This window comes from Nocardioides sp. (assembly GCF_031422975.1).
Classification (GTDB): Bacteria; Actinomycetota; Actinomycetes; order Propionibacteriales; family Nocardioidaceae; genus Nocardioides.
Genome location: NZ_JANPEO010000378.1, coordinates 1 through 16,247, shown reverse-complemented (window position 1 = coordinate 16,247; position 16,247 = coordinate 1). Strand labels below are relative to the sequence as shown.

General features: G+C 69.9%; 20 protein-coding genes, 1 pseudogene and 1 riboswitch. Of the genes and pseudogenes, 4 read left to right on the top strand and 17 right to left on the bottom strand.

Annotation, left to right across the window (positions count from 1 at the left end):
- The 6 genes from RMO85_RS11525 to RMO85_RS11500 form a co-directional block, all read right to left on the bottom strand.
- Positions 1-729, bottom strand: a 729-nt coding sequence (locus tag RMO85_RS11525) for an MASE1 domain-containing protein (RefSeq protein WP_310528866.1), incomplete at its 3' end; no start/stop codon positions are given.
- Positions 730-838: 109 nt separating this feature from the next.
- Entirely contained in the window at positions 839-1,663 is an 825-nt protein-coding gene (locus RMO85_RS11520) for an RNA methyltransferase (protein ID WP_310528865.1), read from the bottom strand.
- Between the two features lie 2 nt (positions 1,664-1,665).
- A complete protein-coding gene (rplT, locus tag RMO85_RS11515) occupies positions 1,666-2,052 on the bottom strand; it encodes a 50S ribosomal protein L20 (RefSeq protein ID WP_310528864.1) in 387 nt (128 codons plus the stop codon).
- Between the two features lie 55 nt (positions 2,053-2,107).
- A complete protein-coding gene (rpmI, locus tag RMO85_RS11510) occupies positions 2,108-2,302 on the bottom strand; it encodes a 50S ribosomal protein L35 (RefSeq protein WP_310528863.1) in 195 nt (64 codons plus the stop codon).
- Between the two features lie 51 nt (positions 2,303-2,353).
- Entirely contained in the window at positions 2,354-3,088 is a 735-nt protein-coding gene (infC, locus tag RMO85_RS11505; RefSeq protein WP_310528862.1) for a translation initiation factor IF-3, read from the bottom strand.
- 213 nt (positions 3,089-3,301) lie between these two features.
- Positions 3,302-3,802: an SseB family protein gene (locus RMO85_RS11500; RefSeq protein ID WP_310528861.1), complete on the bottom strand. Its 501-nt coding sequence runs from the start codon at positions 3,800-3,802 to the stop codon at positions 3,302-3,304.
- A gap of 32 nt (positions 3,803-3,834) precedes the next feature.
- Here RMO85_RS11500 and RMO85_RS11495 point away from each other — a divergent pair, with 32 nt between their 5' ends.
- From RMO85_RS11495 to RMO85_RS11485, 3 genes are read left to right on the top strand one after another with little or no spacing between them, the layout of a single operon-like run.
- Positions 3,835-4,263, top strand: a complete 429-nt coding sequence (locus RMO85_RS11495) for a hypothetical protein (RefSeq protein WP_310528860.1) — start codon at positions 3,835-3,837, stop codon at positions 4,261-4,263.
- Positions 4,260-5,474 carry an amino acid deaminase/aldolase gene (locus RMO85_RS11490; RefSeq protein ID WP_310528859.1) on the top strand — a complete coding sequence of 405 codons (1,215 nt, stop codon included), beginning with the start codon at positions 4,260-4,262 and terminating at the stop codon, positions 5,472-5,474. Before RMO85_RS11495 ends, RMO85_RS11490 begins: the two co-directional genes overlap by 4 nt.
- Positions 5,464-6,012 carry a 4-amino-4-deoxy-L-arabinose transferase gene (locus RMO85_RS11485; RefSeq protein WP_310528858.1) on the top strand — a complete coding sequence of 183 codons (549 nt, stop codon included), beginning with the start codon at positions 5,464-5,466 and terminating at the stop codon, positions 6,010-6,012. The genes RMO85_RS11490 and RMO85_RS11485 overlap by 11 nt, the downstream gene beginning before the upstream one ends.
- Here RMO85_RS11485 and RMO85_RS11480 read toward each other — a convergent pair.
- Positions 5,994-6,947: a GNAT family N-acetyltransferase gene (locus tag RMO85_RS11480; protein WP_310528857.1), complete on the bottom strand. Its 954-nt coding sequence runs from the start codon at positions 6,945-6,947 to the stop codon at positions 5,994-5,996. The genes RMO85_RS11485 and RMO85_RS11480 overlap by 19 nt on opposite strands.
- Before the next feature lie 34 nt (positions 6,948-6,981).
- Here RMO85_RS11480 and RMO85_RS11475 point away from each other — a divergent pair, with 34 nt between their 5' ends.
- Positions 6,982-7,899, top strand: a complete 918-nt coding sequence (locus RMO85_RS11475; RefSeq protein ID WP_310528856.1) for an aldose 1-epimerase family protein — start codon at positions 6,982-6,984, stop codon at positions 7,897-7,899.
- 66 nt (positions 7,900-7,965) lie between these two features.
- Here RMO85_RS11475 and RMO85_RS11470 read toward each other — a convergent pair whose 3' ends face one another.
- From RMO85_RS11470 to RMO85_RS11425, 10 genes and pseudogenes are all read right to left on the bottom strand, one after another.
- On the bottom strand, positions 7,966-9,243 hold the full coding sequence (locus RMO85_RS11470; protein WP_310528855.1) for an esterase-like activity of phytase family protein: 1,278 nt from the start codon (positions 9,241-9,243) through the stop codon (positions 7,966-7,968).
- 52 nt (positions 9,244-9,295) lie between these two features.
- On the bottom strand, positions 9,296-9,754 hold the full coding sequence (locus RMO85_RS11465; protein WP_310528854.1) for a PH domain-containing protein: 459 nt from the start codon (positions 9,752-9,754) through the stop codon (positions 9,296-9,298).
- Positions 9,738-10,583 carry an ATP phosphoribosyltransferase gene (gene hisG / locus RMO85_RS11460; protein ID WP_310528853.1) on the bottom strand — a complete coding sequence of 282 codons (846 nt, stop codon included), beginning with the start codon at positions 10,581-10,583 and terminating at the stop codon, positions 9,738-9,740. Before hisG ends, RMO85_RS11465 begins: the two co-directional genes overlap by 17 nt.
- A 19-nt stretch (positions 10,584-10,602) precedes the next feature.
- A complete protein-coding gene (locus RMO85_RS11455) occupies positions 10,603-10,866 on the bottom strand; it encodes a phosphoribosyl-ATP diphosphatase (protein ID WP_310528852.1) in 264 nt (87 codons plus the stop codon).
- 122 nt (positions 10,867-10,988) lie between these two features.
- Entirely contained in the window at positions 10,989-11,471 is a 483-nt protein-coding gene (ribH, locus tag RMO85_RS11450) for a 6,7-dimethyl-8-ribityllumazine synthase (RefSeq protein WP_310528851.1), read from the bottom strand.
- Positions 11,468-12,712 carry a bifunctional 3,4-dihydroxy-2-butanone-4-phosphate synthase/GTP cyclohydrolase II gene (locus RMO85_RS11445; RefSeq protein WP_310528850.1) on the bottom strand — a complete coding sequence of 415 codons (1,245 nt, stop codon included), beginning with the start codon at positions 12,710-12,712 and terminating at the stop codon, positions 11,468-11,470. The genes ribH and RMO85_RS11445 overlap by 4 nt, the downstream gene beginning before the upstream one ends.
- 69 nt (positions 12,713-12,781) lie before the next feature.
- On the bottom strand, positions 12,782-13,402 hold the full coding sequence (locus tag RMO85_RS11440; RefSeq protein WP_310528849.1) for a riboflavin synthase: 621 nt from the start codon (positions 13,400-13,402) through the stop codon (positions 12,782-12,784).
- A complete protein-coding gene (gene ribD, locus RMO85_RS11435) occupies positions 13,402-14,442 on the bottom strand; it encodes a bifunctional diaminohydroxyphosphoribosylaminopyrimidine deaminase/5-amino-6-(5-phosphoribosylamino)uracil reductase RibD (RefSeq protein ID WP_310528848.1) in 1,041 nt (346 codons plus the stop codon). The genes RMO85_RS11440 and ribD overlap by 1 nt, the downstream gene beginning before the upstream one ends.
- A 70-nt stretch (positions 14,443-14,512) precedes the next feature.
- A riboswitch (FMN riboswitch) is annotated at positions 14,513-14,671 on the bottom strand.
- 235 nt (positions 14,672-14,906) lie between these two features.
- Complete coding sequence (gene rpe, locus RMO85_RS11430; RefSeq protein WP_310528847.1) at positions 14,907-15,569, bottom strand: ribulose-phosphate 3-epimerase; 663 nt, start codon at positions 15,567-15,569, stop codon at positions 14,907-14,909.
- 213 nt (positions 15,570-15,782) lie between these two features.
- Positions 15,783-16,247 (bottom strand): annotated as a pseudogene (locus RMO85_RS11425) (ATP-dependent DNA ligase); the annotation flags it as partial.

The following is a 16,247-nucleotide window of genomic DNA, read 5'->3' as shown; positions in this document are numbered from 1 at the left end:
GAACGGCCCGATCCCTGCCTGCGCGAACCCGGTGATCATGGCGCCGAGGGCGATCAGCTCCAGGACGGCCCAGCGGGACGGGAGCCGCGACCCGGCCCAGACCGCGACGGGGGTGAGCAAGAACGCCACCGACTGCGAGTTGTCCGGGGCATAGGTGATGGCGGTGGCGGCGATCAGGAGGACGAAGTGAGCCGCCACCTCTCGCATCGACGGCCGGGGCGTCGATGGCCGGTTCATGACCAGGAGCATCAGCACCAGGTTGCAGCCGTAGTGGTTGATGAACACCCACACCGCGATGACGCCGACATCGCGGTCGAGCATGCTGACGGAGAGCGCCATGGACATCACTGCCGGGGCGGCACTGCCCAGCCCCACCACCAGGAAGTAGCGGTGGAGCTCGGACCAGGAGTGCAGCCGTGCCTCTCGCGACCAGTTCTTCGTCAGCAGCACCGCGATGACGTAGGCCTCGACGGCGTTGCCCAGCCCGAGCCACGGCCCCGAACCGGCTGCGCGTCCACCCAGGACGTTGCCGGCCCAGGTCAGTCCCACGACTCCCAGGAAGATCAGCGGCGCATGTCGCCGGGGCGACGTCACCATCACGCACGCGCCGATGCCCGAGGCCAGCCACCACTCGGAGACGCCGGTGCTCCCGGGCGAGGTCCTGACGGCGAGATAGCTCGTCAGCAGGACCAGCAGCATCCCTACGCCTTGGCGTCCGTGCAGTGTCATGGGGTTCTCCGCTGGGGATGGAGCGCGATGAGGGGGGTCCGCACTCCCGCGGGAGTCTAGTGAGCGACGCAGGCCCCGAAGGCAGCGGAGGTGCTCGGAGCAGAAGCGATCAGCGCTGCTGTGTCCGCGCGCTCGCATACAGGCACACCGCCGCGGCCGTCGAGAGGTTGAGACTCTCGGCCCGACCGTGGATCGGGATCGCGACCCTGTGGTCGGCCAGCGCCGCGAGGTCGTCGGGAAGACCCCACGCCTCGTTGCCGAACAGCCACGCCGTGGGCTGGGACAGGTCGGCGGCGAACAGGTCGACCTCCCCCGCTCCGTCAGCGGCCAGGACGCGGTAGCCGGCCGCTCTGGCGGCGGCGACCGCGACGGCCGGGTCGGACTCCAGTGCGATCGGCAGGTGGAAGACACTGCCGACGCTCGCGCGCACCGTCTTCGGGTTGTGGAGGTCGACCGAGTGACCGGCGAGGACGACGCCGACCGCGCCGACGGCATCAGCCGTGCGGATCACGGTGCCGGCGTTGCCGGGGTCGCGGACGTCGGCACAGATCACAAGCAGTCGCGGCCGCGGCTCGATGACCGGCCTTCGACCGTCCTGGTCCTGCGAAGAACGCGACAACAGCTGGGCGAGGGGTACGTCGAGGTGGCGGCACACAGCCACGACGCCGGCCGGGTTGACCGCATCGGACAACGCCGCGAGGGCCCGGTCGTCGACCGGGGTCACCACGTGAGCGGCGCTCAGCAGATCGGCGTACTCGACCGACCCGGTGATGGTCGCGAAGACCTCCACCACGCACCCAGGCACGCCGAGCGCGCCCTCGACGGCTTTCGGGCCGTCGGCAAGGAAGAGCCGCCGCTCGGTGCGGACCGAGCGGCGGCTGAGCTTGCGTGCCTCCTTGACGCGGGCGCTGCCCACCGTCAGAGGGGAGGCCATGATCAGGCGGAGACCTTGGGCGCGTTGACGTCCTCGGGCAGCGCAGCCTTGGCGGCGTCGACGAGCGCGGCGAAGGCCGGGGCGTCGTTGACGGCGAGCTCGGCCAGGATCTTGCGGTCGACCTCGATGCCAGCCAGGTTGAGGCCTTGGATGAGGCGGTTGTAGGTCAGGCCCTGCGCGCGGGAAGCGGCGTTGATGCGCTGGATCCACAGCTTGCGGAAGTTGCCCTTGTTCTTGCGGCGGTCGTTGTAGCTGTAGACCAGCGAGTGGGTGACCTGCTCCTTGGCCTTGCGGTACAGGCGCGAACGCTGACCGCGGTAGCCGGAGGCGCGCTCGAGGATTACCCGGCGCTTCTTCTGGGCGTTTACCGCCCTCTTGACGCGTGCCATTTCTTTACTCCTTGCTCAAAGACTGTGTGGGTGCGAGTGGGACGAGTCAGGAGTCTCAGAGACCCAGCATCTTCTTGGCGCGTGGGGTGTCGGCCTTGGCGACCTCGACGGTGCCCGTCAGTCGACGGGTGACCCGCGACGACTTCTTCTCGAGGTTGTGGCGCTTGCCAGCCTTCTCGCGAAGGATCTTGCCCGAGCCGGTCACGCGGAAGCGCTTGCTGGCACCGGAATGGGTCTTGTTCTTCGGCATCTCTGTCTCCTCTGATCTCAGATGTCTTGGGGACGACGTGCTGACCTGTGGTCAGGCTTCGATGTCGTCGTCGAGGTTCTCGGAACGACCGCGTTCCTTCTTGGCGGCCACCGGGCCGGCCGCGTGCGCTGCTTCGCGCTCGGCGTCCTCGGCTGCCACCATCGCCGCCCGCTCTGCCATCTTCTCTTCCTTGGCAGCGGCGGCGTCGATCTTCGCGTCGGCCTTCTTCTTGTGCGGGCCGAGCACCATGATCATGTTGCGGCCGTCCTGCTTGGGCGAGGACTCGATGAAGCCCAGCTCCGTCACGTCCTCGGCCAGCTTCTGCAGCAACCGGAACCCGAGCTCGGGACGGTGCTGCTCGCGACCGCGGAACATGATCGTGATCTTGACCTTGTCGCCGGCCTTCAGGAAGCGGACGACGTGGCCCTTCTTGGTCTCGTAGTCGTGCGCGTCGATCTTCGGACGAAGCTTCATCTCCTTGATGATCACGTTCGTCTGGTTCCGACGGGCTTCACGAGCCTTCTGGGCGTTCTCGTACTTGAACTTGCCGTAGTCCATGAGCTTGCAGACAGGCGGTCGTCCCTGGGGAGCGATCTCGACCAGGTCAAGGTCTGCCTCTTGGGCAAGCTTCAACGCCTGATCGGTCGGCACGATGCCGACGGTCTCGCCATTGGGTCCGACGAGCCGGACCTCGGGAACGCGGATCCGCTCGTTGATTCGCAGCTCGGTGCTGATGTGTCCTCCAGTGGTGTGGGTGGTTGTGGGACCCCAGGGGAGGAACTGCATCTTTCGGTGTGGCCCGAAATGAACAATGGCTCCCGCTCTGCCCAAGCGGAAGCCAGTGTCAGGCCCAAAAAATCTTGCGATTCTCGTGTGCCTGATCCGGACCGGAACCCGACGACCTGTCGGTCGATGCGGGTGGGGGACGAACGTGCTGTCTCCGCTTGGTGGATCGGTCCCGCAAGCGGGACTGATCGGTCAACACCGAAGATTAGCCGATCAGTGCGGAGTCGGGCCAATCCACGCGGACTGCTCCCCCACCACCGCGCGCAGCCAGCCGGCTGCGAGCGCGACCAGGTCGTCGCCCTCGACGACCAGGGTGGTGGGTCCGGCGATGTCGAGCACCAGTGCGGCCGCCTCCTCCTGCCTTGCCGACTGGGCGGCGAGCCTCGCCGCGACCGGCACGGGCCGGGCGTCGGGGTTCCAGGCGGCGAGCGCGTCGGTGGAGGTGAAGGCCAGCAGCGCGAGCCGGCCGTCGGCACCCTGCATCAGTACGGCGGCCATGTCGCTCGTCTTGTCGTGCGCGAGCCCCTTGTCGTCGTACTCCACCTCCCCCAGCATCGCCACCACCGGGACCAGCAGGCGGGCGTCCTGGAGGGCGAGCAGCACGTCACCGTGGCTCGACTCGTGTGCGGCGTACGCCGCCAGCGCAGTCGCCAGGTGAGCGTCGGCGTCGCCGGTGTCGCCCGCGAAGCCGGGGTCGGGGATGTGTCGTTCCACGCCACCATTGTCCACTGTGGAAGTCTGGTGGCGTGGACGAGGCAACCTGGGCGGCGCTCGCCGCGACCCTGACCCTGTTGGGACTCGTGTGGACGTATGTGTCCTACCGACGACGTGGAGCCATCGCCGCCATGCGGGCGCTGGGATTCACCACGCTGCCGGTCGCCGCATGGCTGAGCGGCACGCTGGAGATGTTCACCGAGATCGGCGGCTCGGTGGCGGACTGGGCCACCGGGCTGGTCTTCAACCCGATCACCTGGACCGGGATCGGGCTGGCCGGCTTCGGCGTCGTGCTGATCGTCATCTCCGGCTACCTGCGCGACCGCCAACTCGCCCCCGGCAGGGCCGCGAAGGGCCAGCTGCCCGAGGCGGCGTCGACGCGTGACGCGCGCTCAGCACCGGCCGTGGACGACGACCTGGCCGACATCGAGGCGATGTTGAAGCGGCGCGGGATCCAGTGACCGACTTCGTCGAACGCAACCGACTCTGGTCTCGCCTCAACACCGCAGTTGCCAATCACCCCGAGCACCTCGCCACCCCGATAGCCGTCGTCGACCTCGATGCCTTCGACGCCAACGCGGCCGACCTCGCCCGCCGGGCGTCCGGCAAGCCGATCCGGGTGGCGTCCAAGTCACTGCGCGTCCCGGCCCTGATCGAGCGGGCGCTGGCGCGTCCCGGCTTCGAGGGCGTCCTCGCCTACACCTTGCGCGAGGCGCTGGTGCTGCACGACCTCGGCATCACCGACGACATCGTGATCGCCTATCCGAGCGTCGATCGCGGCGCTTTGCGCGACCTCGTGACGTCGCCGTCGGCGGCGGGCGCGGTGACCCTGATGATCGACGACCTGGCGCACCTCGAGGTCATCGACTCGGTGCGGTCCTCGAAGGCCGTGCAGATCCGCGTCGCCCTCGACATCGACGCCGGGCTCAAGCTGGGCAACCAGCACGTCGGCCCGAAGCGTTCGCCGCTCTACGACGCCTCCGCCGTGGTCGAGCTCGCCCGGACGGTGGTGGCCCGCGACGGTTTCCGCCTGGTCGGCGTGATGACCTATGAGGGCCAGGTCGCCGGCGTACCCGACGACGTGCCCTCCCAGCGCGCCAGGTCGCTGGTCGTGCGGAGGCTCAAGCAGGCCTCGGTCGCGCAGCTGGACGTACGCCGCCGAGCCATGGCCGACGCGCTGCGCTCGATCGTCGACCTGGAGTTCTGGAACGCCGGCGGCTCCGGCTCGGTGGAGTCCACGGTCGCCGACTCCGCCGTCACCGAGGTGGCCGCAGGGTCGGGGCTGCTCGTGCCCGGGCTCTTCGACCACTATCAGTCGTTCACGCCACGGCCGGCCGCCTTCTTCGGCGTGCGGGTCAGCCGCAAGCCGTCGCCGACCCTGGCCACGGTCCACGGCGGTGGCCTCGTCGCGTCAGGGCCCGCGGGCGCCGACCGGCTGCCGCGCCCGTGGGCTCCTCCGGGACTCCACCTGACCGGCCTCGAGGGTGCGGGCGAGGTGCAGACCCCGCTGACCGGCCATCCGGCCGCGATGTTGTCGATCGGTGACCTGGTGTGGTTCCGGCACGCCAAGTCCGGAGAGCTGTTCGAGCACGTCACGCAGGTTCATCTCGTCACCGGCGAGGAGATCGTCGAGACGGTCCCGAGCTACCGCGGCCTCGGGCATGCCTTCTGAGTCCTGGGCGGCTTCGGTCCTGGCGCACACCGAGGCCCGCGCGCCGACCCTCGGCGGCGGCCGGCTGATCTGCATCGACGGGCTGGCCGGGTCGGGCAAGACGACCCTGGCGCGCGAGCTGGCCGCAGCCACCGGCGCACCAGTGATCCATGCCGACGAACTGCTCGAAGGTTGGCGCGGACTCCCTGGTCTGGGCGCCACCATCGACGCGGTCCTCCGCCCGCTCGCAGTGGGCCGGCCGTCGGCCTGGCGACGCTGGGACTGGCACACCTCGACCTGGGCCGAGTCGCACCCGATCACGCCGGCGCCGTTGCTGATCATCGACGGTGTCGGGTCCGGCGCTGCGGCGTACGACGAGCTGATCACGACGCTGGTGTGGATCGAGGCCGACCGAGACGTCCGACTCGAACGCTGGCGCGAGCGCGACGGCGCGGTGATGCACCGGCACTGGGAGCAGTGGCTGGAGGACGAGGCCGCCCTGCACATCCGCGAGCGCACCCGCGAACGCGCGGACCTGATCTACTCCTCCAGCTTGTAGCTGTCCTGCCGGTAGCGCACGGCGTAGCCGGCTCGCTCGTAGATGCCGAGCGCGCCTGTCGGGTTGGCGGTGTCGACGTCGAGGCTCGAGGTGTCGAATCCAGCGGCCCTGCACTGGTGGAGCGTGTGCGCGAGCAGGTTGGTCGCGAGCCCACGGCCGCGGTAGTCGGGCAGCGTCCCGACGTAGGCGACGTACGCCTCCCGCCCCTGCTCGCCGGACGGCGCGATGGCGTACTCGTGGGTGAAGACGTAGGCCGCGACCGTGTTGCCGCGTGCAGGATCGCGCAGCACGAAGGACTGCTCGTTGCGGACATGGGCGGCGGAGACCATGAAGCCGGTCCAGTTGAGCTCGTCCTGGTCGTTGTAGTCGGGGTAGTCGGCGAACGCGCTGTTCTGGGCGGCCCGGAGCTCCTCGGAGTCTGCCGGGTCGACGCTGGTGAGGGTGAGGCCGGCAGGCAGCACCGGCTGCGGCAGGTCATCCAGGGTCGAGAACATCAGGAAGTTGTGCCGGTCGAGGCGGAAGCCGTGAGCACGCAGGAGGCCCGCCTGGTCGTCCCTTCCCTCGAGCGCTCGCGTGCCGAACCGGATCCTCTCCTCAGGTGCATCCCGTTGGTGGATCTCTCGCGCAGCAGCCACTGCCCGCTCGAGCATCACCGTGCCGAAGCCCTCGCCGAGACGGGCCGGATACACGTCGCCGAAGAACAGGAACGGATGGATGCCGTCGCTCGACGCCCTCGGCAGGAGGGTCGTGTAGGCCACGAGCTCGTCGCCGTCCCAGCCGCCGTCGATCACGACGCCCGGGTAGTGCTCGAGGAGCTCGATCACCTCGCTCGACGCGAGCTCGAACCCGGTCGGGTGGTCCTCGGCGATGCGCGCCATCAGGGCCGCCACCTCGTCGGCGTCGGCGGGCGTGACGGATCTCGGCGCGAGGTGCATGGCAGGAAGGTTAGGCGCACCTAGGGTGGACCACATGGTTCTTCCCTCCGGCGAGCAGTACGAGATCGAGGCGGCCGGCTATCGCGCCGTCATCACCGAGAGCGGCGCCGCGTTGCGCCTCCTGGCGTACGGCGACCGCGCGCTCGTTGACGGCTTCGGGGCCGAGGAGATGTCACCGGGAGGCCGCGGCCAACTGCTGATGCCCTGGCCCAACCGGATCCGCGACGGCAGGTACTCCTTCGGCGGCCGCCACCTCCAGCTGGCGCTGACCGAGCCGAAGCGGTCCAACGCGTCGCACGGCCTCGCCCGCTGGGCCGCCTGGACGCTGGAGGAGCACACGGCCAACTCGGTCTCGCTGGTCTACCGCGTGATGGCGCAGACCGGCTATCCGTGGGCGGTCGACCTGCACGTCCTCTACGACCTCTCCGCCGACGGGCTGACCGTGACGCAGACCGCGACCAACCTCAGTGGCGAGCCGGCGCCGTACGCCTGCGGAGCGCATCCCTATCTGGCCGTGGGCGAGGGGATCGACCATCTTGTGCTCATGCTGCCCGCCGGCACCCGCACGATCACCGACGACCGGCTGATCCCCACCGAGACGGTGCCGGTCGACGAGGCGCACGACTTCCGGTCCGGCAAGGTGATCGGTGCAGTGGTGTTCGACGAGACGTTCGGCGCGCTGGAGCGGGTGGACGGGGTCGCGACGGCGACCCTGCGAGATCCCGCGGGGCACGGCGTCGCGCTCTGGGTGGACGAGAAGATCCCGTGGCTGCTGCTCTACAGCGCCGACGACGTGCCCGGCAAGGAGCGCCGGTCCCTGGCCGTCGAGCCGATGACCGCGCCCGCCAACGCCTTCAACTCCGGCATCGACCTCGTCACGCTCGCTCCCGCCGGCTCGCCGGGCGACGAGCTGTCCGTCACCTGGGGGATCCGGGCCCTCACCACCGAGTAGGGCGTTGCCGGGACACCACATCGGGCTCGAACACGCCTGCCGTCACGATGTCGTTGCCCAGCAACCTCACCCCTGCGGCAGCAGGCGCCGGTCCACCCTGAGCGGACGGGGCAGCGTGATCTCGAGGTACTCGTTCTGGTCGGGCTCGGTGCTCGATCGGCCACCCGCGGCCGGGAAGTTGTTGTCGTTCATCACCGCGATGGTCCGCCCGTCCAGGATCTCGACGTCCTCGATGGTGAAGAAGGAGAACCTGAAGGGATCGCCGTAGGGCGAGAGCCCGTCGGGGTTGGCGACATCCAGCAGGTCGACGAGCGGCCGCTTGGCGACGTAGCCGTCGTGGTCGGTGTCGCGCAGGTCCACCAGGTAGATCCGCTTGAAGCGGGCCGTCGCACCCTGACCGTTGTCGCGCTCGATGACGAGCGCCTCATGGTCGTTGACCTGGATGAGGTCGCCCAGTGCGTTGTCGGCGCCCTCCATCCGATAGCGCAGGAAGCGGTCGGCGTAGGCACCCCTGCGAACCGTGTAGATGCGCAGGTCCGAGGCGAGTCCGGCGGCCTTGTCCTCCGCGGTCGCTCCCTCCAGCATGGGGTGCAGCACCTGACCGTTGGGGCTGATCGCCATGCCCTCGAAGCCCTTGGAGCTGGCGATGTCGGGCACTGCCGAGCCGAGCGTCGGATTGGCCGGGCCCCGGACGCCGGGGGTGGGGATCGGCGCCTCGATCAGCTGTCCGCCGACGTTGAGGTGGAGGAGAAAGGGGCCGAACTCCTCTCCGACCCAGAACGTGCCGTCCTGGGCGACCTGGAGGGACTCGGGGTCGAAGTCCCAGCCGGTCAGCACACGGTCGGCGACCGGACAGACGTAGCCAGCGGGCAGGGCCGAGTCCGCCTCGCAGGCGCCGTCGCGCCAGATGGGCCAGGGCACGAGGTGGTCGGGGTCGCTGACGGTGAACAGCGTTTCGTCGTACGTCGTCGAACCGTCACCGTCCGCGGCGTCGGTCTCGGGGGTGATGCGGTGGATCGACAGCAGGAAGTCGGCACTGTTGGCCTTGGCGCCGTACCCGTTGTCACTCAACACCAGGAACGAGCCGTCGCCCAGCGCGTGAGTGCCGGAGAAGCCCTGCACCGGCTGGCCTTCGTAGGGCGCGGGGACCGCCGCATTGCCGGCGGTCCAGTGACCGCTGGTCTCGCTGCCGGGCACGTAGGTCGCGGCCGGCAGCACCGACCATGCCGTGAGGGTCGCGCGCCGAGGCGACGGGGGCGAGGCCTCGGGCGCTGCCTGGGCCGGCAGGACAACGGCGGTGAGGGCAACGGTGGTGAGCGCGAGCGCCCGGAGTCCGAGTGTCATGGCTCCACCTGACCAGTGCTCGGTGTCTTGACGGTGAAGAGCGCGCGAAGGCTCAGCGATCGATCAGTGAGCGCAGCGTCCGGACCGCGTTGCGGGCGCGCTCTCCGTCGGAGCCCTGGATCGCCAGCAGGGACGTGGTGGTGCCGTCGGCGAGGTCGATCGTCGCCCAGGGCGCGCCCGCCGGCAGGTGTATCGAGATGATCTCGGCCCACTCGTAGTCGCGGCGCCGGTAGCCGTTGACCACGACCAGGCCCGGCTCGGAGGCGACGACCCGCGACCGTGCCAGGGCGTAGCCCACGGAGCCGGCGAGCAGGCCGAGGAAGACCAGCGTCGAGCGCTGGAAGAACGTGAACTTGGCCCGTACCTCGGGGTCGAAGCCGAACCACGCGAACGCGCAGATCAGCAGCAGCATCGTGCCGAAGAAGATCACCGCGATGCGGGCGCCGAAGGGCCGCCACGTGCGGGGCAGCGAGACGTCCTCGGGCTCGACCACGTCAGAGCCGGCAGGCATGGATGTCGGTCAGGAGGATGGCTCGCGCGCCCAGCCCGTAGAGCTCGTCCATCAGCCGCTGGGAGCCGGCACGTGGCACCATCACCCGGACCGCGACCCAGCCCGCCTTGCCGAGGGGCGAGATGGTCGGGCCCTCGAGGCCCGGCGCCAGCGCCGCGGCCCCGTCCAGGTTGGACTGCTCGATGTCGTAGTCCATCATCACGTAGCTGCGGGCGACCAGGACGCCCTCGACGCGGCGTCGGAAGATCTCGAACTCGTCGTTCTCGGCGCCCCTGCGCGAGATCAGCACCGCCTCGGACTCCAAGATCACCTCGCCGAAGGTCGCCAGGCCGGCGGCTCGCAGGGTCGAACCGGTCTCCACGACATCGGCGATCACGTCGGCCACGCCGAGCTGGATGCTGGTCTCGACGGCTCCGTCGAGCCGGGTGACCGAGGCGTCGATGCCGCGCTCGGCCAAGAACGCCTCGACCACACCGACATACGACGTGGCGATGCGCATGCCCTCGAGCTGGTCGAGTCGGGTGTACTCCCCAGCCGGGCCGGCGAAGTGGAATCGCGAACGGCCGAACCCCAACGGCATCGACTCGGTGGCCTGCGCGCCCGAGTCGAGCAGCAGGTCGCGGCCGGTGATCCCGACGTCGAGCGTCCCCTCGCCGACGTACAGCGCGATGTCACGAGGTCGGAGGTAGAAGAACTCGACGTCGTTCTCGACGTCGACGAGGGCGAGCTCCTTGGAGTCGCTGCGTTGGCGATAGCCGGCCTCGCGCAGGATGTCGCTGGCGGCCTGGGACAGGGCGCCCTTGTTGGGTACGGCGATGCGGAGAGTCATCTCGGGGGATACCGGCTTCTCAGAGGTGGGCGTAGACGTCGTCGAGGCTCAGTCCGCTCGCAAGCATCAGCACCTGCGCGTGGTAGAGCAGCTGGCTGATCTCGAGTGCGGTGGCGTCCTTGCCCTCATGCTCGGCGGCCATCCACGACTCGGCGGCCTCCTCGAGCAGCTTCTTGCCGATCGCATGGACACCGGCGTCCAGCTGTCGGACGGTGCCCGAACCCTCGGGTCGGGTCGCGGCCTTCTCGCTCAGCTCGGCCCAGAGCTCCTCGAACGTCTTCACGAGCGCCAAGCCTAGGTGCTGGCGTGCCAGCGCCTCGCGCCGGTCCGCCGACCGGCATCGGTGAGACTGGGCGCGTGGCCGACATCTCCGGCCTGGCTGCTCCCCGACGTGTGGCGGGCTCGTCAGCTCGGCCGTGGCAGCTCGGCCAGCACCCGTGCCGTGGCGAGGGCGGCGGACGTCGCCTCCCAGCCCTTGTCCTCCCTGGAGCCGTCGAGGCCGGCACGGTCGAGTGCCTGCTCGTCGTTGTCGCAGGTGAGCACGCCGAAGCCGATCGGCACACCGGTGTCGAGCGTGACCCGGGTCAGCCCGTCCGTGGCCGCGGTGCAGACGTAGTCGAAGTGCGGCGTGCCGCCGCGGATGACGACGCCGAGGGCCACGACCGCGTTGTACCCCTGTGTCGCGAGGGCGAGCGCCGCGACCGGCAGCTCGAAGGTGCCGGGCACCCGGACGACCCGGGCATCCGCGACCCGGTGGGCCGCGAGGGCGCGCTCGGCGCCGGCCAGCAGGCCGTCCATCACCTCGGTGTGCCAGCTCGCGGCGACGACGGCCACCTTCAGGCCGGAGGCGTCGAAGGCGGCCTGGTCGGGGGCTCCCGCTCCGCTCATTGGTGCAGCTCCTCGGTCATGATCTCGGGCAGGTCGGGCAGCACGTGGCCCATCCGGTCGCGCTTGGTGCGCAGGTAGTCGATGTTGTCGTTCGTCGGGTGGATCGCCAGCGGCACGGTCTCGGCGACCGTGATGCCGAAGTCCTCGAGGCTGGCGGTCTTGTCCGGGTTGTTGGTCAGCAGCCGCACGGATGTGATGCCGAGGTCGCGCAGCACCTGGGTGGCGGTGCCGTAGTGGCGACCGTCGGCAGGCAGACCGAGGTCCAGGTTGGCGTCGACGGTGTCGCGGCCCTGGTCCTGGAGCGCATAGGCCTGGAGCTTGGCCACCAGGCCGATCCCTCGGCCTTCGTGGCCACGGAGGTAGACCACCACTCCCCTGCCCTCGGTGACGATCTGCTTCATCGCCTCGTTGAGCTGCGGACCGCAGTCGCACCGGTGACTGCCGAACACGTCGCCGGTCAGGCACTCGGAGTGCACGCGGGTCAGCACGGGCTCAGGGCCCGACACGTCGCCGTACACGAGGGCGACGTGCTCGCTGTCGTCGATGGTGATCCGGTAGCCGTAGGCCGTGAACTCGCCGTGCGCGGTCGGCAGGCGGGTCTCGGCCACCCGCAGGACGTGCAGCTCGTGGCGGCGGCGGTAGCGCACGAGGTCGTCGATCGAGATCATCGCCAGCCCGTGCTCGTCGGCGAACGCCCGCAGCTCGGGCGCGCGCTTCATGGTGCCGTCGTCGTTGACCACCTCGACCAGCACGCCGGCCGGTGTCAGGCCGGCCAGTCTGGCCAGGTCGACCGCCGCCTCGGTGTGCCCGCGGCGTACGAGCACGCCACCCTCGCGGTAGCGCAGCGGGAAGACGTGCCCGGGTCGGGTGAGCTCCCACGGCTCGGTCGCCGAGTCGGCCAGTGTCCGGGCCGTGTGCGCCCGGTCGGCGGCGCTGATGCCGGTGCTCACGCCGTCGCGGGCGTCGACCGAGAACGTGTACGCGGTGCGGAGCTTGTCCTTGTTGTGCGGGGTCATCAACGGGATCTCGAGCCGCTCGAGCATGTCGCCGGGCATCGGTACGCAGATCACCCCGCTGGAGTGCCGGATGGTGAAGGCCATCAGCTCCGGGGTCGCCTTGGCGGCGGCGAAGATGATGTCGCCCTCGTTCTCGCGGTCCTCGTCGTCGACGACGACGACGGCCTTGCCGTCGGCGATGTCCGCGATCGCGCGCTCGACGCTGTCGAGCCGGATCTCACTCATGCCCTCGCTCCTTCCAGTTCACGGGTGTGTGCAGCAGTGGTCGACGGGCCCGTCCCCGGTCGACGGCGCTCATGCGTCGTCCCGGGTGAACCGGTCGAGGTAGCCGCTGACGAGAAGCTTCTCGACGTGCTTGGCGATCACGTCGAACTCGAGGTTGACCCGATCGCCGGGCTCGCGGGTGCCCAGCGTGGTGCGGGCGAGGGTCTCGGGGATGAGGCTGACGGTGAAGCTCTCGCGCATCGCCTGGACGACGGTGAGGCTGATGCCGTCGACGGTGATCGAGCCCTTGTCGACCAGGTAGCGGCCGAACTCCGCCGGCATCGCGATCTCGACCAGCTCCCAGTGCTCGCTGGGGATACGCCGCAGCACCTCACCCACGCCGTCCACGTGGCCTTGCACGATGTGCCCACCCAGGCGCTTGTCCACCGTGACGGCCCGCTCCAGGTTGACCCGGTCACCGGCCTTCACCCCCAGCAGGCTGGTCTTGTCGAGCGTTTCCTGCATGACGTCGGCGGTCCAGGTGTCCTCGTCGCTCGTCACCACCGTGAGGCAACAGCCGTTGACCGCGATCGAGTCGCCCAGACCGGTGCCTTCGAGCACGGTGCTGGCCCGCACGGTCAGACGGATCGCGTCGCCCTGCTCCTCGACGGCGGCGATGGTGCCGAGCTCTTCGACGATGCCGGTGAACATCAGCGTCCTGCTTTCAACGGTTCGAGGGTGAGACGGACGGTCGCGTCCGCGCCGGTGCCGATGACGCCGGCTCGCTTCAGGTGCCAGCGGAGCTGGTCGGTGATGGTGCCGATGCCGAGGTCGCCGACCGCGTTGGCGCCCGCGCCGAGGAAGGTCGGCGCGACGTAGGCGTAGATCTCGTCGACCAGGCCGGCCTTGAGGAAGGCGGCGGCCAGCGTCGGGCCGCCTTCGAGCCAGACGTGCTGACGCCCTGCGGCGTACAGCTGCGCGAGCGCCTCGGCGGGGTCCCGGGTGGCGAGATGCTGCGCCTCACCGGGTGTGTCGAAGATCCGGCTGTCCGCTGGGACCTCTCGTGTCCCCATCACGACGCGCAGGGGCTGGTGCTCGACGGGCTGGTCGACCTCGTCGCGGACGTTCAGGCGTGGGTTGTCGACGAGCACGGTGCCGGTGCCGACGAGGAGCACGTCGCACTCGGCTCGCAACGTATGGGTGTCCCGGCGGGCGTCGGTGCCGCTGATCCAGCGGCTGGTGCCGTCGGCGGCGGCGCTGCGACCGTCGAGCGTGGTGGCGAACTTCCAGGTGACGAACGGGCGCTGGTGGTCCACCGCGAACGTCCAGGCCCGGTTGATGCCACGAGCCACGGGCTCCATGACGCCGGCCTCCACCTCGATCCCCGCTGCGCGGAGCGCGGCAGCGCCACCGGACGCAGTCGGGTTGGGGTCGTGCTGGGCGAACACCACACGGCGCACGCCCGCCTCGACCAGCGCCCCGACACACGGGCCGGTGCGGCCGGTGTGGTTGCACGGCTCCAGGCTGACGACGGCGGTGGCGCCGCGGGCGGCCTCGCCCGCTTCGGTCAACGCGGCGACCTCGGCGTGCGGCGTACCGGCTCCGCGGTGGAAGCCCTCGGCAATCTCCGCGCCGTCATCATCGAGCAGCACGCAGCCAACCCGCGGGTTGGGTCCGAGCGGCACGCCGCGAGTGGCCGCCAGCGTCAGCGCGCGACGCATCGCAGCCTGCTCGGCTGGCGTCGTGGTCATGGCTACCCCTCAAGTCCTGTCGATGATGGACTCCGGGGTGGCGGGCGCAGGCGTCACGAGGACGTCGGCGCTGCGTGATCTTCTCATCCGGACTTTGACCGTCGGTCCAGGAATCTCACCTGGTCAACCGGCCACTGGATGTGGTCGGGTCGCGGACTTCCGAGCGAAGCGACGAAGCCTCGACCCAGTAACCGCCGGTGCGGAGTTTCACCGCCCCCAGAGCACGCTGTGCTGGCTTGAACTCTGCCACACGGCTCGACATTCCCGGGCAGGTGTCCGTGGCCGGTACCGGCTGCTTGCCGGGCTGGCGTCGGCAGTTCGCAGCAATGAGATCCCGCGTGAGCGTCGTTCGGTCCCGGATGGAGCCCAACTGCCGACGCTAGGAGCTTTCCAGGTCGTGCTCGCGGTCACATGCGGCATCCCGAGCGCAGTGACGTGGATGTCGTCGATCGTGGCCGGCTCGCTCACGTCGCGGCGGCCTCGGCCTTCCCCCTCAGCTCGCGCACCATCGCGTCGGGATCGGCCGCGGAGTAGACCGCGCTGCCGGCGACGAAGACGTCGGCGCCGGCCTCCGCACAGCGTTCGATCGTCTCCAGGCTGATACCACCGTCGACCTGCAGCCACGTCTCGACGCCGTGCTTGCGCATCATGGCTCGGGCGGTGCGGATCTTCGGCAGGCACAGGTCGAGGAACTTCTGGCCGCCGAAACCGGGCTCCACGGTCATGATCAGCACCATGTCGAGCTCGGGCAGCAGCGCCTCGTAGGGCTCGATCGGCGTTGCCGGCTTCAGCGCCATGCTCGCCCGGGCGCCCTGGTTGCGCAGCTCGCGGGCGAGCCTGATCGGGGCCTTGGTCGACTCGACGTGGAACGTGACGCTGCCGGCCCCGGCTTCGGCGTACAGCGGCGCCTGGGTGTCGCAGTCCTCGATCATCAGGTGCGCGTCGAGCGGGATGGTCGTCGCCCTGCTCAGCGCCTCGACCATCGCCGGGCCGAAGGTCAGGTTGGGGACGAAGTGGGTGTCCATCACGTCGACGTGCACCCAGTCGGCACTGCCGATACGACCGACCTCCTCGCCCAGCTTGGCGAGGTCGGCGTTGAGGATGGACGGCGTGATCTGGATTCCCACGCAGTCAGCCTATTCGTCGAGGAGGTGGTCGTCGTACGCCGCAGTCAGCTCGCCTCCGCCCGGGCCGGCGTGGACCGCGCCGACCGTCGCCGCGTAGACACGCGGACATTGGTCCCGTCGCCCGGCGGGTGCACGCTCAGCGGGACGCCGCTGGGTGAGCAACGTCCGCGCGTCTACGCGTGGGGTCGATCCGCACTCGGGCCTGCAGCTTCCTCAGGACTCCGGGTCCGCAGGCGACTCGGCGCCGGCTGCCTCGTCGCGCTCGGCCCACGCCAGCAGCGGCGTGATGTCGAAGACCTCGTTGTCGATGCCGCCGTGCAGGTCGCCGATCTCGGCGAACCGCGCAGGCATCGTGAAGATCGTGAAGTCGTCGGGCTCGCAGGCGTCGATCTCCTCCCAGCGCACCGGGGCGGAGACACGAGCGTTGCGGACCCCCCGGACGGAGTACGCCGCAGCGATGGTGTGGTCGCGGGCGTTCTGGTTGTAGTCCACGAACAACTGGTCGGGCGATCGATCCTTGCGCCACCACGCCGTCGTGACGTCGCCACCGGCCCGGCGCTCGACCTCCCGGGCGAAGGCGAGCGCGCCGCGGCGTACGTCCTGGAAGCCATGGTCCGGCGGGATCCGGACATAGATGTGGAGCCCGGAGCCGCCGCTGGTCTTGGGAAAGCCGACCGC

What these genes read in the sequence shown, in the direction of transcription:
- RMO85_RS11520 (WP_310528865.1), bottom strand. Translation starts at nt 1,663, where the DNA reads ATGGCCTCCCCTCTGACGGTGGGCAGCGCCCGCGTCAAGGAGGCACGC.
- rplT (WP_310528864.1), bottom strand. Translation starts at nt 2,052, where the DNA reads ATGGCACGCGTCAAGAGGGCGGTAAACGCCCAGAAGAAGCGCCGGGTA.
- rpmI (WP_310528863.1), bottom strand. Translation starts at nt 2,302, where the DNA reads ATGCCGAAGAACAAGACCCATTCCGGTGCCAGCAAGCGCTTCCGCGTG.
- infC (WP_310528862.1), bottom strand. Translation starts at nt 3,088, where the DNA reads ATGCAGTTCCTCCCCTGGGGTCCCACAACCACCCACACCACTGGAGGA.
- RMO85_RS11485 (WP_310528858.1), top strand. Translation starts at nt 5,464, where the DNA reads ATGCCTTCTGAGTCCTGGGCGGCTTCGGTCCTGGCGCACACCGAGGCC.
- RMO85_RS11480 (WP_310528857.1), bottom strand. Translation starts at nt 6,947, where the DNA reads ATGCACCTCGCGCCGAGATCCGTCACGCCCGCCGACGCCGACGAGGTG.
- RMO85_RS11475 (WP_310528856.1), top strand. Translation starts at nt 6,982, where the DNA reads ATGGTTCTTCCCTCCGGCGAGCAGTACGAGATCGAGGCGGCCGGCTAT.
- RMO85_RS11470 (WP_310528855.1), bottom strand. Translation starts at nt 9,243, where the DNA reads ATGACACTCGGACTCCGGGCGCTCGCGCTCACCACCGTTGCCCTCACC.
- RMO85_RS11465 (WP_310528854.1), bottom strand. Translation starts at nt 9,754, where the DNA reads ATGCCTGCCGGCTCTGACGTGGTCGAGCCCGAGGACGTCTCGCTGCCC.
- hisG (WP_310528853.1), bottom strand. Translation starts at nt 10,583, where the DNA reads ATGACTCTCCGCATCGCCGTACCCAACAAGGGCGCCCTGTCCCAGGCC.
- ribH (WP_310528851.1), bottom strand. Translation starts at nt 11,471, where the DNA reads ATGAGCGGAGCGGGAGCCCCCGACCAGGCCGCCTTCGACGCCTCCGGC.
- RMO85_RS11445 (WP_310528850.1), bottom strand. Translation starts at nt 12,712, where the DNA reads ATGAGTGAGATCCGGCTCGACAGCGTCGAGCGCGCGATCGCGGACATC.
- RMO85_RS11440 (WP_310528849.1), bottom strand. Translation starts at nt 13,402, where the DNA reads ATGTTCACCGGCATCGTCGAAGAGCTCGGCACCATCGCCGCCGTCGAG.
- ribD (WP_310528848.1), bottom strand. Translation starts at nt 14,442, where the DNA reads ATGACCACGACGCCAGCCGAGCAGGCTGCGATGCGTCGCGCGCTGACG.